This window comes from Candidatus Thermoplasmatota archaeon (assembly GCA_034660695.1).
Taxonomy (GTDB): domain Archaea; phylum Thermoplasmatota; class E2; order UBA202; family DSCA01; genus JAYEJS01.
Genome location: JAYEJS010000038.1, coordinates 1 through 16,460, shown reverse-complemented (window position 1 = coordinate 16,460; position 16,460 = coordinate 1). Strand labels below are relative to the sequence as shown.

Here is a 16,460-nt window from a genome sequence, read left to right as displayed (position 1 = left end):
CTGTGTGAAAGAACGGATGGATAGTTTCGATATATTTGCAATTGTTTCGGAAATGCAGGAATTGATAGGTGGGTGGATAGGTAAAATATATCGGGAAGACGATAAAATCATCATCAGGATACGAAAGGAAGGAAACGTAGACTTATTCATAAAAAATGGAAAATGGATGTTTATAACACAGCACAGGGAAGGGAGGAAAGGACATCCTCCGACCTTTGCCATGACATTGCGAAAATATCTCAATAATAAAAAAATAACCTCAATAAATCAGAACGATTTCGATAGAATTGTTGTAATAACTTTCAGCAATTCCTACAGCCTCGTGATTGAATTATTTTCATATGGCAACATTATTCTGGTTGATAGTAACGGCTGCATAGTGCTGCCGATGAAATTCCAGTCCTGGTCTCACCGGGAGATAAGGCCAGGAAAGAAATATTTGTTTCCTCCTAAAAGGAACAATCCTTTTGACATGAAATTTGCGGATTTTTTTGATGCATTGAAAAAAAGTGATAAGGACGTTATAAGAACATTGGTAACGGGTATAAATATCCCGGGGAAATGGGGTGAGGAAATATGCGACATGGCATGCATAAATAAAAATATACCATCAGATGGGATGGAGGAAGGGAAAGTTAGAAGGTTATATGACGCCATGGAGGCGGTTCTGAGCCGTTTCAGAGAAAAAAGATTTGAGCCGGTTATAGTTAAGGATGCGGTTAAAGAAATAGATTTGGATGTTCTCCCATTTCTGATTAAGGAATACAGTAATTATGACACAAAAAAAATTGATAATTTTAGCAGCGCCCTCGACGAATTCTTTTTTAAAAATTTTTCCGATAAAAAAGAGTATGCATTAAAAGAAGAGCAAAATAGGCTGCTAAGACAGATAGAACAGCAAAAGGAGGCGATAAAAAAGTTTGCATTGGAGGCCGAAAAAAAGAAAGAAGAGGGGGATGCCATATATGCAAATTACAACCTGTGCAAAGAAATACTTGAAAGAATGGAAAAAGGAGTTGATGAAGAAAATAGAGGAAAATTTGTAAAAAGTTATTCCTATCCGAACGTGGTTCTAGAGCTTATATACAATAATAAAAAAGTTGAGGTAACTATGAATATGAGAAAAAATGTTGCCCAGAATGCAAATGAAAAATATAAAATCGACAAAAAAGTGAGAGAGAAAATAAATGGTGCAAAAAAAGCCATGGATAAAACAGTCCAGAAATTAGAGAAACTTAAAATTAAAAGTGATATACGCACGAGCAAAGAAAAGAAAGCCACAAAAAAGTTCTGGTTTGAAAACTACAGGTGGTTTATCTCGTCCGACGGCAATCTGATTTTGTGCGGCAGGGATGCCTCTTCAAATGAAAAAATTGTGAAAAAATATCTGGAAAGCGGCGATAGGTATGTTCATGCAACCGTTCACGGAGCTCCGTCCTGTATAGTTAAGGCCAGAGATGTGGAGGAAAATTCCCTCCCAATATCGGAACGCACGCTCAATGAAGCCTGTCAGTTTGCCCTTTCGTATTCAAAGGCGTGGAATCAGTTTGCAAGCGGTAGTGCATATTGGGTGAACCCCGAGCAGGTGTCAAAGACCCCCGAGTCTGGGGAACATCTTCCGAAGGGAGCATTCGTTATAAGGGGTAAAAGAAATTACGTTAAATGTCCTGTTGAAATTGCCGTTGGGGAGGTAAGCATAATGGGATATGAAAAAATTATGGGAGGGGTGCCTTCAGCTGTCAAAAAATGGGCCGACAGATGGGTAATCATCGGGCATGGCGAAGAGGATAAGAACAAGATTGCACGATACCTTGCAAAAAAATTTGGTGCTGATATAGAGGAAGTGCAGCGGGTTTTGCCGCCCGGAAGCATAAGAATAAAAGAGGAAAGGTTATGAAGATAATATACAAAAACCTCAAGGACGGGGAAATAAAAGTGCTCGTACAGAATACGGATGATTGCTGGCATCTCTACAACCTGATTGAGGAAGGTGATCTGGCATCTGCATTTACGTACAGGACAAAAAAACAATCTGACGATAAAAAAAGAGAGGGAAAGGGAGAAAAAGAAGGGATGTATCTTACCATAAGAGTTAAAGGAGTGTCTTTCCAGAAGTTTTCCGACCGTCTCAGGGTGCAGGGAATTATTGAAGGAGGAATCCAGGACATAGGAAAGCATCATACGCTGAATCTAAAACCTGGAAGCGAAATAAAAATAAAAAAAGACTGGAAGGGGTATCATCTGAAAAGATTGGACGAGGCCGTCAAAGCAAGCAGGCAGCCATCTATTGTTGTTCTTTCAATGGACGATGAAACAGCCACCATAGCGGTAATACACCAGTACGGCATGGAAAAAATAGCCGACATATATTCGGGGCGTACGGGAAAATTTTATGAAAGCAAGGACAACAGGAAAGAATATTATGGGGAGATTCTATCAAAAATTAAAGAATTTGATCTTCCGATTGTGATAGTTGGTCCTGGCTTTGCCAAAGAAAATTTTGTTTCATTTATCAAGGAAAGAGAAAAAATCGAAAATTGTATCGTTGACGGAACAGGGCATGCAGGAATGACAGGGGTGAAAGAGGCAATAAACAGGGGGATTGTGGAAAGGATTGTTGAGGAATCCGCGCTGGCAAAAGAATCGAGGCTTGTCGAAAAGCTCCTTGAAGAGATATCGAAAGACGGGCCTGTAACATACGGAGAAAAGGAGGTTGAGGGGGCAGTTAAATCTGGAGCTGCTGAAAAAATTCTTATTTTAACCAAAATGTTGAGGGACAAGGAAGATTTACTTGAGATAGCAGAGAATATGGGGGCAAAAGTATATACAATAAGCGATATGCATGAGGGGGGGGAAAAGCTGTCCGCCTTGGGGGGTATTGCTGCATTCCTGAGGTACAAAATCAGCTAACTTTAACCTTGGTAATCACGGGCTCGTAGTAAGTATAAGTAACGCATAGTGTAAAATCATTCCCCCGGTCGAGCAGGAATGGCTTCGTGGTTATATCTATATCTGCAGTCCATGACCCTTTTCCTTCCTCGCTTATATGTTCTGAGTTGAGAATTTCGTATACTTCGGTTTCATTGGCTGCATCTATTTGCATTGAATGGGGTACATCTCCTATCACTGCCTTGACTACCAGAGGGCTGCTCGAGCCACTTGCGGAACTCGGTCCCGAGAATTTTATGGAACTGCTTGGTGCAGAAATCCTCATATCCATTGTATCAGACCAGTTCCACGGGATTATAAACCCGCGGGCCAAATTATCACTCCATTCCAGTTTGAATTCAATTTGTGTCAGCCCGCTGCGATCTATGGAATATGTGTAATTTGTTGTCTTGCCTTTCGCAACATATCCTTCCTCTCTTAAATCTACCGTTTTTTCGTTCCAGTCAACGTTGTATGCATATTTCTCCACAGTCCGCTCAGCTTCTGTATACTCTTTTTCGTGATATAGGACGCCGATAATGGCGATTATAAGAATGACTATTCCAACAAGAACTACAATTCTGTCCTTTCTATCCATTAGCTCACCTTGCGTAGTATAAAGAAAGAAGTTTTTATTTATAAAACTTGTCTCAAACGATGGGAGATACGGTTGATTCTGATTTTTATACCAGCCTTTTCCCATCAAAAATATTTTAACTTACCTCACCTTATCACCCCATAATGGGTAACGACAAAGCACATTCGACAGAGGAAAGATACGATCCCCCGAAAGTTGAACAGGATATAATCAATTTTTGGGAAGAAAACAATATATTTGAGAAGGTATTGGAACTCAGAAAAGGTGGAAAGAAATTTGTATTCCTTGAAGGGCCGCCCACCGCGAATGGGCTTCCCCACCCCGGGCATGTGCTGACGAGAACGATGAAGGATGTCATATTGCGTTACAAAACGATGAACGGTTACTACATAGAAAGGAAGGCGGGATGGGATACTCACGGATTACCCGTTGAAATAGAGGTCGAAAAATCTCTTGGATTAAAAAATAAGCAGGAGATAGAGGAATATGGTATAAAAAGATTCAACGATGAATGCAAAAAAAGCGTTTTTAGATATGAGGAAGCATGGAAGGAAATGACAAAGCGCATAGGCTTCTGGATAGATATGGGTAATCCTTACATAACGCTAAAAAATGACTACATCGAGTCTGTCTGGTGGTCTCTCAAAAAGGCGTGGGAGAAAGGATTACTATCCAGGGGATACAGGGTCACTCCATACTGCCCGAGATGCGGTACAACACTTTCATCTCATGAAGTGGCACAGGGATATAGGGAAGTCACTGACCCATCCATTTTCATAAAATTTAGAGTCGAAGGGAAAGATGGCTATTTCCTTGTATGGACAACCACGCCATGGACACTCATATCAAATGTGGCTTTGGCAGTAAATCCAGATGAATGGTACATCAAAATTGAATATGAAGGAGAAAAACTCATCCTTTCAGAGGAGAGGGCAGAAGTTTTGCTAAAAGGAGAGGAATACAAAATTCTGGACGGGTGGAAAGGGGAGGAGTTGATCGGTATGAAATATGAGCCCCTTTACAGATATGCAAACCCTGATAAGGATTGCTGGCGTGTGATAGGTGCGGATTTTGTCTCTATGGATGAAGGGACGGGCATAGTCCATATCGCCCCTGCATTCGGCGAGGAAGATTATGAGGTGGGGCAGAAATACGATCTGCCCGTTGTGCAGCTGGTCCGGCAGGACGGGACATTTCCGCCAGAAGTGGAAAAATGGGCAGGGATGTTTGTGAAAGATGCAGATGAAAGCATAATAGAAGATTTAAGGAGCAGAGAACTCTTAATGTCGGTCCAGAAATATACGCACCAGTACCCGTTTTGCTGGCGTTGTGATTCCCCCCTGATTTACTATGCGATCGAGTCATGGTTTATAAAAATGTCAGAATTGAGGGAGCAAATCGTAAAAAACAATGAAAAAATATCATGGCATCCCGGGTACCTAAAACATGGGCGGTTTGGGGAATTCATTAAAGATGTGAGGGATTGGTCCCTTTCTAGAGAAAGATATTGGGGAACACCATTGCCGATATGGGAATGCAAGAAGTGCGGAAATGAAATTTGTGTCGGAAGCGTCGAAGAACTTAGGAATTTATCAGAAAATTTTCCAGAGGAATACGACCTGCACAGGCCATTTGTGGATAAATTGGAAGTCAAATGTCCGGAATGCGAGGAAAAAATGAAAAGGGAAGAAGGAGTCATAGATGCATGGTATGATTCCGGCTCTGCGTTCTTTGCACAATGGCATTATCCATTTGAAAACCAAGAAAAATTCAGGGATAATTTTCCTGCCGATTTCATATGCGAAGCGATAGATCAAACCAGAGGATGGTTCTACTCACTGCTTGCCGTCTCAACGCTCAATTTTGACGATATATCATACAAAAAAATTCTTTCCTTAGGACATATACTGGACAAGGAAGGACAGAAAATGTCCAAAAAAGCAAGAAACTACATCGAACCAAATGAGATATTTAACAGGGAAGGCGCAGATGCGATGAGATGGTATCTCGTATCTGCATCGGCCCCGTGGTCGCCAAAGCGTTTTTACCAGCAGGTTGTAAGGGATTCACTTGGAAAATTTTTGATGACCGTGTGGAATATCTATTCATTTTACTTCACATATTCATCACTAGACAACTTTGATTACAAGACAAAAAAAGTGGCATTTGAGAAAAGAGGGTTATTGGACAAATGGATTCTTTCCAGACTACACAATCTAATCAGGGATGTGACTGAAAAAATTGAAAATTTTGAATTGCATAAGGCAGCCAGAGACATAGAAGACTTTGTTATAAAGGACGTTAGCAACTGGTATATACGAAATTCCAGAAAGAGGTTCTGGCTCGAGGAAGAAACTGTCGATAAACTTGCAGGTTATTCAACAATATATGAATTACTTATGACATTATCAAAACTTATCGCACCTTTTGTTCCATTCATATCCGAGAAAATTTATCATAGCATCGGCGAAGGAGAAAGCGTTCACTTATGCGATTATCCGGTCTGCCATGAGGAAGTAATAGACGAAGAGCTTGAAAGAAAAATGGATAAAGTTAGAGAGATAACGGAATTAGCTCGTTCGTTACGGGCAAAAGAAGGAATAAAACTCAGATACCCTCTCCCCAGAGCCGTTATCGTGACCAGTGATGACATATCCGGTCTGTCAGATATATTGAGAGACGAAATAAATGTTAAGAAGGTGGAATTTTCTGACAGCATTGCTCCGTTTGTGGAGAAAGCGGTTAGGCCAAATTATTCTTCTCTCGGGCCCGAATTTAAAGATAAAGCATCATACGTTGCATCTATTATTAAGAAAACTCCACCAGATAAAATAGAGAATATGAAAGTGGAAGTGGACGGAAAAGAATATATCTTGGGCAGGGAAGATTATCTGCTAGAGGAGAAGGAAAAAGAGGGTTTCGCAGTTGGAGGGAGTAATAAAGACAGTGTTATCTTGGATACAAGGCAAACTCCAGAACTTATTGCAGAAGGTTTTTCTAGAGAAATTGTGAGAAGGATACAGGAGATGAGAAAAGATATGAATATGAATATGGAAGATAGAATAGTTTCAGTAATAGGAATAAGTGAGGGAAGGGTTAAGGGTTGGAAGGAATATATCAAAAAAGAAACCCGCTCCCAAAATTTGATATTTGGCAATGTTTCAGGCGATATGGTCAAGGAGTGGAATATTGACGGGGAGAAGATAAGTATTGGAATAAAAAGGTTGTAAAATCTGCGGGAAGACCGCCACCTGCTTTATCCGCGATCCCTTATTTTTTCTATAAATTGTTTCATGTTCTCCCAGTGGGTGCCGAGCCAATAGACGCGATTGCATTTTGGGCAAATCCAGAAATTGTCGTGTGTTTTATGGGCATATGGCGGCACTTTTTTAACGACTTCCTCTTTACTTATTTTTATCACGGGAACATTGCATAAAGTACACCTGCTGAGCATATCTTTTTCTTCTATTCTAATATCCATCGCTTCAATCACTTTTTTTATCTGGTCTTTAAGTTCTGTACTCGTTATTAATACTGAATTTTTATATCTTTTAGATAACTGCTTATCACGCGTTATCAAAACTCTTTCCTCGGCATACGCTTTTTTAATAAGCTCATCATCGTTTTCATTTCTTGCATATTCCGTATCATGCCCCATGATACGCAACCACTTTACAAGAGTGCCAAGCATCTGGTCACAGAGAAATCTCATAGTTATAAAATCTTCAATTGGATTATATCGTGATGACGTTTTGCTATATCCCTCAGAATGTTTATGTTCCTCCCATTTTTCCCAATGGCTTTTCCTTTATCTCCCTGGGTTATTGTAACATTTACTATCGTACCGTCCTCGCCTTCCATCACGACTATCTCATCAAGTTTGTACGGTTTGAATAAATTTGTGATGAATACTTTTTTATCAGTATCGTATTCAACAAATTTCACTTCTTTCTTAAGCTTACTTTCAAGATTTTTTATGTTCTTGGCATTTTTCCCGATAGCCTTGCCCAGTTTTCCTTTTTCAACTATAAAGGTTACCCTGTTTTCCTTTTCCACACAGTCTATGATAGGTGCTCTTGTTATATCCTCTGCAAGTACGATATAACGCATTTCTTCATTTGATAATGTTATTTTCATTTATTTCCCTAGTTCCATTATGTTGGACGTACCCGTATCCACCACTGTCATAACGGAGATACTGAAAGGTTTTTTACATATGCTCCCAAGCTCTGTACTATTCTCATTATAGATAAACACTGGTGTATCATCTCCTGCGAGTTCCATAACCTCCTTTTTCATAGGGCAGTCATTTGAAACTATAAACATCTTTGCATCATTCGTCTTCATTGCTTCCTTAAAGCCCATACGCACTTTACCTGTAGATAAAACCCTACTCAACTCTTTTGCAATATCCATATTACTCACCTTTACCCATTTTACTTACATCAACAGAAAGTTCAACTGAACCCGTTCCTAATTTTATTGGCTGGCCAACTATGATATTCTCCGCCACTCCTCTCAATTCGTCTATTTCTCCCCTCTTTGCAGCCCTCAGTAAATGGTTTACCGTAATTTCGAAAGCAGCCCTTGCAATGACCGAACTTTTTTCTCCGCTGATGCCCTGCCTGCCTATGGAGCGAATTGTTCCATCTGCTGTCATCGTATCCGCAACAAGCATTATGTGGCGTATATCAACGTTCAACCCTTGCTCCTGAAGCGTATTATATGCCTCGTGTATAATCGCATTTCTCGCCGCCTCAACTCCCAGAACAGTATATATGGCATAGATGTCGTTCGTGGTCGTTCTGGTTTTATCTACGCCCTCTATAGCCAGTACTTTCTCAAAGTTGCTACCTTCCGTATAGATTATATACTCACCTTTTTCCTTCCTTATTATGGCCCTTTTTATTCCGTCAATTCCCTTTATCTTTATATTTTTGATTTCTTCGTTTATTCTCTGTAATTCACGGTACGTCTCCTCCCCGGTTGGAGCCACTTCAATCACATCCCCTGTCTGTCTTATCTTTGTCCTTCGTAAAGACTTCAATCTCTTCTCGATATCATCAATCGTTATGTTCTTTCTTTCAATGGCTTTTTTATTTGGCTTTACGACGATCATCATATTTCCCAGATCTGTGTTCACCTCTGCGACATTGATAAGGCGGGTGATTTCTATTTTATTTGCTATTTTCTTGGCCATATCTCGATTAATTTTGCATGCCCCTTCCAGATATACCGTCATCATTGGTGTCGAGGGTTTTTTTCTGGCATCGACAATTTCTATCAGGCGGGGCAGCCCAAGTGTAACGTTTATTTCTGCCACTCCTGCATAGTGGAATGTACGCATTGTCATCTGAGTTCCCGGCTCGCCGATGGATTGAGCGGCCACTATTCCGCAAGCCTCTAAGGGATCCATCAATACACTGGTATAATCATCAACGACTTTATTCACCAGATATTCTAACTTTTTTTTCGGCAGGTCTTTGTCAACAACTTTCTCTATAATCCCATCTGTTATAGAACGGGGCAAAAATTCTCCACTAGATTCCAATATGGTATGTATTTCTTTTCTCAATGTCTCATTTTTTTCTGGCTCCTCTATTGTCGGGGGAGGAACATTCTCCGCCTTCGCCAATATGCCCCGTACATCGATAGAGCCCAAATCCTTTTTTATTTTTGAGGCGGCACTTCCTATAATACTTTTCAATTCTCTTTCTGATGCAAGCTTCATATCTAATTTACTTCGGTATCCGGCATCTAATAATTTTTCTGCCTTTGAAGGGCCTATACCCTTTATCTTCGAAAATTCTTTTAATGCTTCTTCCCTCGAAGGAGTTAAATAATTTTTTATTATAGTTGCATATTTTTTGCCCACACCCTTTACTTTTGCTATTGTTTCTATAGGCTGCAATTTCAGTTCAAGCATGCTTCTAAAACCGGCCTCATAAAGAGCTTCTGCCTTTGAAGGGCCTATACCCTTTATCTTCGAAAACTTGTTTATGACCTCTTTTCTTCCTTTCTTGGCTTTTGCTGTCTTTGCCATTATACCAACTTTGTTAAGTATATCCTGTGCGTCTTTCTTCTTAAATCTCAATTTGCATATATCATCCAAACCAGCTTTTTTTAATGAGGATATGGTAAAATGTTGTGCCAGCTTTTTTGCAATCTCTTTGGATATACCCTTCTTGGTAAGAGCAATCATTGTGTCTTTCTTTGCCATTTTAGAGCACCTCCCTGATGATGTGGTCAATATCTACCGCTTCACCGCGAATGCTTTTGGTCGGGTCAACGCCGTCCTCGCCATAACTGAACTGGACTACATCGCCATATGTAGTTCTTACAGTCCCATCGCTTTCCAATTTAAGATTTTCCAGTGCGTTTATTAGACGACGTTGCATATATCCGGAACGTGACGTTCTTACTGCAGTATCAACAAGCCCTTCTCTTCCGCCCATGGAATGGAAGAAATATTCCGTTGGGGTAAGACCTTTTTTGTAATTGCTCGATACGAAACCTTTTGCTTTGGCCCCCAGATCGCCCCTTTTGAAGTGAGGCAGTGTTCTTTCTTTATACCCGCGATGTATTCTCTCCCCTCTAACCGCCTGCTGTCCAACACATCCTGCCATCTGTGAAAGATTAAGCATTGAACCTCTGGCACCGGATTTTGCCATTATTACGGCAGAATTCCCCATACCGAGATGGTGACCTGCGATCTCCCCCATCTGGTCTCTTGCCCTGCCCGTAACACGCATTATCTCCATTTCCAGTGTTTCTTCCAAACTCCTTCCAGGAATTTCTTCCAGCTCACCGTTATTGTATGCCTTTATCAATTGATCGATTTTATTTCTTGCCTTTGCCAACTGCTCATCTATTTGCATATTGGCTTCCTCCGGCATATCTTCATCATCTATGCCTGTTGTAAAGCCTATTGTGGTTATTGATGCAATACCCAGTTTTGTAACTTTGTCTATAAACTCCCGGACTGCATCCATACCATATTCTCGTGCTATATGTTCCAATATCACTCCTTTAAATGCCCCTATGCTCTTCTCATCTATCACGCCTTTCTCTAGGACACCATTTTTTATAACAACGTAACTGTCGTACGGGCATTTTTCCTTCAGACATTCACCGCAATTTATACACGCTTGAGCCTTATATTCAAGATTTAATTCATCCGGCAATATCTTGCTGAATATCTCCTTCCCGCTCATCTTGTTTTTTATCTTTTTGGTATAGCCGGCAGCGGAAAGAATGCGGATAGCTTCATCTTTGCTAAATGTTCTGTCCATGTATGTCAGGAGAAAACAGCCAGTTATGTGGTCGTGTATTGCCCCGATTATAACCCCTCCAAATCTCGGGGAAAGTATATTTTCCTGAACCTTCATGAGGACTTCAGCCTCCCCTCTCGCCTCCTCTGACTGTAAAACGTGTAGGTTCATCTCATCTCCATCAAAATCTGCGTTATACGGCGGGCATACGGCAAGATTTATACGGAAAGTTTTATATGGAAGAACTCTGACCTTGTGAGCCATCATTGACATCCTGTGTAATGAGGGCTGCCTGTTAAAAAGAACGATATCACCATCATCCAGCTGCTTTTCCACAATTGACCCTATTTCTATCCTTTCGGCGACAGTGGAAGCATTCTCCTCTGTAACTTTTATTCGCCTCCCGTCCGGCCTTATTATGTAATTTACTCCCGGCATGTAGATCTTGCCCTTTGGAGGAACTGGAGACGGTCCTCTCTTTACCAGTTCTCTGACTTCATCAATGTTGTACGAATTTACCCTCACCTTAACCGTGAGTTCTCTTGCCATCTTTATTGGAACACCCACCTCATTTATGCTAAGATTTGGGTCTGGGGAAACCACCGTTCTTGCGGAAAAATTAACCCTCTTGCCGGACAAATTTGACCTGAAGCGTCCTTCCTTTCCTTTCAATCGTTGAGCAAGCGTTTTTAGAGCCCTGCCGCTTCGGTGGCGTGCCGGCGGAATCCCTGCTGTTTGGTTATCGAAATAAGTGGTGATGTGATACTGGATCAATTCCCACAGGTCTTCCACAATAAGCTGGGGTGCTCCTGCATCTCTGTTCTCCTGCAAACGCTGATTAATTCTTATGATATCAACGAGTTTATGGGTCAGGTCATCCTCGCTCCGTTCTCCTGTCTGAAGGGTGATCGAGGGACGCGTAGCGACGGGCGGAACGGGCAGAACCGTAAGAACCATCCATTCCGGGCGAGCAGCCTTTGGATTTATTCCAAACAAATATAAGTCCTCTTCTTCGGCATCGCTGACTTTCTCCAGCCATTCCCTTACTTCGGCGGGAGTCATCTTATGCCCTTCTTCCCTGAAGGTCGTCGGTTTGTCCAGTTCAACGCTAAGATTGGGCCTTCCGCAGTATGGGCATTTGTTGGATTTCCTTGCCAGTACGATCACTTCCTTTGAAAAAGCACCGGTTGATTGCCCGCTTTCCACGATGGTTTTATACCTTCTTTTTAACCCCTTTTTTTGTTTTTCGTCTACCAGCAGATGTCCGCATCCCCTGCACGTGGAACGGAGTATACCCAAAATTGTTTTGACATATCCTACATGGATAACAGGCATTGCAAGTTCAATATGACCGAAATGGCCCGGGCATCCTTCCTTACCAACACGCTGCCCACATGTCTTGCACCTCAGTCCGGGCTCTATTACCCCCAGGCGGGGATCCATCAGACCCATTTCTATCGGGAAGCCGTCCTCATCATATGTATCCGGCGTAATTATACGTGTAGCCGACATCTTCCTTATTCTTTCTGGAGAAAGCAAACCGAATTGAATGGAATTTATCTTTTTTGGCGTATTTGTCCTCATTTTTCATCCCTCATACAAGCCCACCTAGCCTCAACTTTGGTTCCATAACCAGTGATTTGAGTTCTTCAAGCAGTAACTTGAATGCATAACTCATCTCCACAGGATGAATAGATGCATCATCACCACATACCGGGCATTTCAGAAAACCCTTTCTGGTTTTTACAGCAATGTGCCCACAATTTTCGCATACATATTGTACAGTTAAGTCGGATTCTTCCAGCAAACGATCCTTTATTGTCATGGATGCACCGTGTCCCACAAGGCAGTCTCTCTCCATTTCTCCAAACCTCAATCCGCCGTCTCTGGCCCTCCCCTCGGTCGGCTGTCTCGTCAATATCTGTACCGGGCCGCGCGAGCGGGCATGCATTTTTCCCGAAACCATATGATGCAGCTTCTGATAGTAAATGCAACCCACAAAAATGTCAGCGTTTATCATTTTCCCGGTCTCGCCGTCATACATCACTTCTTTGCTATTATGCTTAAAGCCGTTTTTGACCAGCAACTCTCTCAGAACTTTCTCTGACTCACCCGAAAAGGGAGTTCCGTCCACGGTTCTCCCCTCAAGAGCCCCGACCTTACCGCCTATCATCTCAATAACATGGCCGACAGTCATCCTGCTCGGGATAGCATGAGGATTTATTATCAGATCTGGCGTTATGCCATCGGCAGTGAAAGGCATATCCTCCTGCGGCAGTATCAGGCCGAGCACACCCTTCTGCCCGTGTTTTGATGCAAATTTATCTCCCAGTTCCGGAATACGCTTATCTCTGACTTTTATTTTTACCAACCGTGAACCATTTACCGATTCAGAAAGAACAACTGTATCCACTATTCCCGATTCACCGTGTCTTACAGTCACAGACGTTTCCCTCCTTTTTTGGGGGATGAGTATATCGGTGGGTTCTTCCAAAAATCTCGGAGGAGATGTCTTCCCTACCAAAACATCGTCACTGGAGACATTGCGTTCAGGGGATATAATACCGTCTTCGGATAGATTGGCATAAGCATCTTCGCTTCTAACCCCCCTGCATTCTGGATCGGGTATCTCGAAATGGTCCTCCTGCCCCCCTGGATATCTTTGCTCTTCGGCAGAATACGTCCTGAAAAATGTGCTTCTCGCAAGCCCCCTCTCTATGGATGCCTTGTTCATGATAAGGGCATCTTCCATGTTATATCCTTTATAAGAGATAACAGCAACTATGAAATTCTGGCCAGCGGGCCTTCTTGAAAAATTGATATATTTTGATGAACGAGTCTGGACCATCGGTATTTCGGGGTAATGCATTAAATGGCCCCGTGTATCTGGCCTTTTCCTGTAATTGGATGTACCGAAGCCCAGCGACTGCTTTCCCATGCCTGCGCCCATTGTGATACGGGGTGAGGAATTATGCTCTGCGTATGGAACAAGAGATGCGCCCGCTCCGAGAATACATAGGAGATCCAGCTCCATGTGGGTATGTTTCTCCGTTAATTCATCAGGTGTTAGAGCAATATATGCATTTTCTTCTTCTTCGGTATCTACATACTCCACCAGTCCCATATTTATTAAATCGTGCCACGAGAGCTCGCCTTCCTCCAGCTTTTTCTTGTGTTCATTGTTAAACAGGAGTTTTCCGTTTTTCGCTACAAAAAGAGGTCTTCTCACTCTTCCAGGATCACAGTTGACAAAAACGTCTTTACTATCATCATAATAGCATGCATTTATTTCAATATCAATCTCTCCCTTTCTCCTCTTTTTCCTGATTTTGTTTACAAGTTCTGATCCATCTGGGTATATGCCCACCAGTTCTCCGTTGAGATACACTCTTGAACCCTTAAATTCTTTCTTAACTCCCTTAATTCCCATTTTCTGAAGTTCTTCCTTTACTTTTTCCTCTGGGTACCCTTCAGATATTTCGACAGCCAGGGCAAGATTTTTTACAAGACCGCAGTTCGGCCCTTCAGGTGTCTCGTTGGGACAGAGTCTCCCCCAATGAGTAGAATGTAGATCTCTTGCCTCGAAGTGTGGCTGTGACCTCGTCAGCGGTGATGTGACGCGGCGCAGATGACTTATGGTTGCGAGATTGGACGTTCTGTCCAGTAATTGTGAAACGCCCGTTCTTCCCCCAACCCAGTTACCTGTGGCGAGGGCGTGATGAATACGCTGTGTAAAAACATCTGTCCTTATACATGGTTTTATTTTCAAATTCTCGAGCTTTTTCCCTCTTGCATGAAGCCTTTCCAGCTGATATTTAAGATCCTTGCATAACGCTATAAAAGCCACCCTGAACAAGTCTTCCATTAAGTCCCCAGCCAATTTAAGGCGTTTGTTTGCATAATGATCTTTGTCGTCTTCTTCCCTGTAACCGAGAGCCAATTCCAGAACAGCCTGTCCCATTCTCGCAAGAAATATTGCCTTTTTTATCCTGTCGCTCGGTTCATTTCCAAGATGGGGCAGAAGGTTTCTATCGATAAGTGCCATCGCCCTCTCTCTTCTATACTCCTTTGCCTGCCCGCCTGCGACCTTCTTTCCGAAGTACTCCAGGGCTTCTTCTTCATTGGTAATGTTGTATTCCTCCTGGCACGCTTCTATATTTGCAAGCACAAAAACTTCTGTTTCTGGATAGGAGACGATGTTGTCGAGAATCTCCTGAGATTCCATGCCGAGAGCACGGAGCAAAATTATCAATGGAACCTGCCCGGCAACAGTGGGCAACGTTGTCACGAGCATGCCGTCTTTTTTCTTTTCCATCACGATGATTGACCGATAGCCTTCTTTCTGGGAGAATACCTTCGCCGTCTCTATGTCGTATCCATATCGGGAGTTTTTCTCTATTAAAACCCTGTTTGGGGCAAGGTCTTCGAGAGTTATCAGAACTCTTTCTGTTCCGTTGCTTATAAAATGTGCTCCCTGGTCTAGAGGATCCTCGTGAAGTTCTATCAATTTTTTATTGTACTCTTCATCGGATAGGGCTCTTCCGGCATCTTCCTCCAGGGCATCTCGCGATATATTGCACTTTTTCGATCTCACCATTATGGGCAAATATCCAATTCTTACTTCTTTCGACTCATAGGGTATCCCATTTATCTCCGGGATGAACTCTACATAAACAGGTGCTTCATATGTTAAATCCCTCAAACGTGCTTCCATAGGCATCAAAAGATGCTCGTCCCCGGTCGCTTCCCTGACGATCGGTCTTCCGACCCTTATCTTCCCCACTTTTATCCTGTAGTCCTCTATCTCTGTGTGGATATACCCTCTCTCGAGGTTTTCCCCTTCGCCGATACGCGTGCTGTCCATTATTTCCTGCAATCGGCGATCCAAAAAATCGTTATATGATGCAATATGGTGATTTGCGATGGTACGCTCTCTATAAAAGGCATCCAATACCTCCCTCATCCTATCTATCCTCCGAAGTTAAATCTCCTATTTCTGTTCCTACGACCAGACGGTAAGCCACGCTTTCCCCTGCCGTGAGACTTTTTCTTATTATTTTCACTATATCCCCTTCACGAGCCCCTATTCCTCTTGACACGGGGTCTGTGACAAACATTTTGGGCAAATCTCCCTTCCTGATATTGTATGCACTAAGGAGTTTCTTCACTTCGTCACGAGAAAGTATACTATAGTATGGAACCAACTCGTGCTTCAATATATTGAAATTCATTTCTTACTCTCCATTATGGGTTTCGCTATTTTAATTTTTCGGTAGATACGGGCCTGAGGGGATTTCCTATTGGTGGCCTTCACCAGCCAAATTTCGAACCCCTGGCCACCTGGTTAAAAGCCAGATGCTCTACCTAGCTGAGCTACAGGCCCCTATCATTAGCCCCCATGACTTTACCCCTAATAAAGGTTCTATATATATATTTTTGCAAGACGCTGGCATGGCAAGCAAAGAGGATAGATAAAGCAGTGCTCAACGGTTAAATGTTAATCTATCGGAGAATAAAAGTCATTGTCTGTAGATTCAATAGTCTCTACGAATAGGAATTTTTCCTGAAAAATTTCGACATTTTTTATAAAGAGCAATGTCTTATCTCTTGGAGTGGGATGAGATGACACTTTATGAATTTGGACAAAAAATTCGCAAAGCCAT

The 16,460-nt window shown here is 42.2% G+C and carries 11 protein-coding genes and 1 tRNA gene; 3 read left to right on the top strand and 9 right to left on the bottom strand.

The genetic code is table 11. The features are described from left to right. The first annotated feature begins 4 nt into the window (after window positions 1-4). Window positions 5-1,897 carry a ribosome rescue protein RqcH gene (gene rqcH, locus U9O96_01990; GenBank protein ID MEA2053877.1) on the top strand — a complete coding sequence of 631 codons (1,893 nt, stop codon included), beginning with the start codon at window positions 5-7 and terminating at the stop codon, window positions 1,895-1,897. After that, complete coding sequence (locus tag U9O96_01985) at window positions 1,894-2,910, top strand: mRNA surveillance protein pelota (protein MEA2053876.1); 1,017 nt, start codon at window positions 1,894-1,896, stop codon at window positions 2,908-2,910. Before rqcH ends, U9O96_01985 begins: the two co-directional genes overlap by 4 nt. Here the strand turns inward: U9O96_01985 and U9O96_01980 are convergent. Continuing rightward, window positions 2,903-3,526 (bottom strand): hypothetical protein, encoded by a 624-nt coding sequence (locus tag U9O96_01980; GenBank protein MEA2053875.1) that lies wholly within the window; start codon window positions 3,524-3,526, stop codon window positions 2,903-2,905. The two genes, U9O96_01985 and U9O96_01980, sit on opposite strands and share 8 nt — an antisense overlap. 143 nt (window positions 3,527-3,669) lie before the next feature. Between U9O96_01980 and ileS the strand changes: the two genes are divergently transcribed. After that, window positions 3,670-6,756 carry an isoleucine--tRNA ligase gene (gene ileS, locus U9O96_01975; protein ID MEA2053874.1) on the top strand — a complete coding sequence of 1,029 codons (3,087 nt, stop codon included), beginning with the start codon at window positions 3,670-3,672 and terminating at the stop codon, window positions 6,754-6,756. A gap of 26 nt (window positions 6,757-6,782) precedes the next feature. On the opposite strand, the gene U9O96_01970 is transcribed toward ileS, so the two are convergent. The 8 genes from U9O96_01970 to U9O96_01935 all read right to left on the bottom strand — a co-directional run bounded on the left by U9O96_01970 (window position 6,783) and on the right by U9O96_01935 (window position 16,180). Next, window positions 6,783-7,238, bottom strand: a complete 456-nt coding sequence (locus U9O96_01970; GenBank protein ID MEA2053873.1) for a Mut7-C RNAse domain-containing protein — start codon at window positions 7,236-7,238, stop codon at window positions 6,783-6,785. A 2-nt stretch (window positions 7,239-7,240) separates the two neighbouring features. Continuing rightward, window positions 7,241-7,663, bottom strand: a complete 423-nt coding sequence (locus U9O96_01965) for a NusA-like transcription termination signal-binding factor (GenBank protein ID MEA2053872.1) — start codon at window positions 7,661-7,663, stop codon at window positions 7,241-7,243. Continuing rightward, entirely contained in the window at window positions 7,664-7,942 is a 279-nt protein-coding gene (locus tag U9O96_01960; GenBank protein ID MEA2053871.1) for a 50S ribosomal protein L30e, read from the bottom strand. It lies immediately after the preceding gene. A 1-nt stretch (window position 7,943) separates the two neighbouring features. After that, the gene (gene rpoA2 / locus U9O96_01955; GenBank protein MEA2053870.1) at window positions 7,944-9,746 is read right to left on the bottom strand and encodes a DNA-directed RNA polymerase subunit A''; all 1,803 of its coding nucleotides are present in this window, start codon (window positions 9,744-9,746) and stop codon (window positions 7,944-7,946) included. Window position 9,747: 1 nt separating this feature from the next. Next, window positions 9,748-12,381 carry a DNA-directed RNA polymerase subunit A' gene (locus U9O96_01950; protein ID MEA2053869.1) on the bottom strand — a complete coding sequence of 878 codons (2,634 nt, stop codon included), beginning with the start codon at window positions 12,379-12,381 and terminating at the stop codon, window positions 9,748-9,750. Window positions 12,382-12,391: 10 nt separating this feature from the next. Then, complete coding sequence (locus tag U9O96_01945; protein MEA2053868.1) at window positions 12,392-15,760, bottom strand: DNA-directed RNA polymerase subunit B; 3,369 nt, start codon at window positions 15,758-15,760, stop codon at window positions 12,392-12,394. A gap of 1 nt (window position 15,761) precedes the next feature. Continuing rightward, window positions 15,762-16,028 carry a DNA-directed RNA polymerase subunit H gene (locus U9O96_01940; GenBank protein MEA2053867.1) on the bottom strand — a complete coding sequence of 89 codons (267 nt, stop codon included), beginning with the start codon at window positions 16,026-16,028 and terminating at the stop codon, window positions 15,762-15,764. Window positions 16,029-16,076: 48 nt separating this feature from the next. Continuing rightward, window positions 16,077-16,180 (bottom strand) — tRNA-Lys (locus tag U9O96_01935). Window positions 16,181-16,460 lie beyond the last annotated feature (280 nt).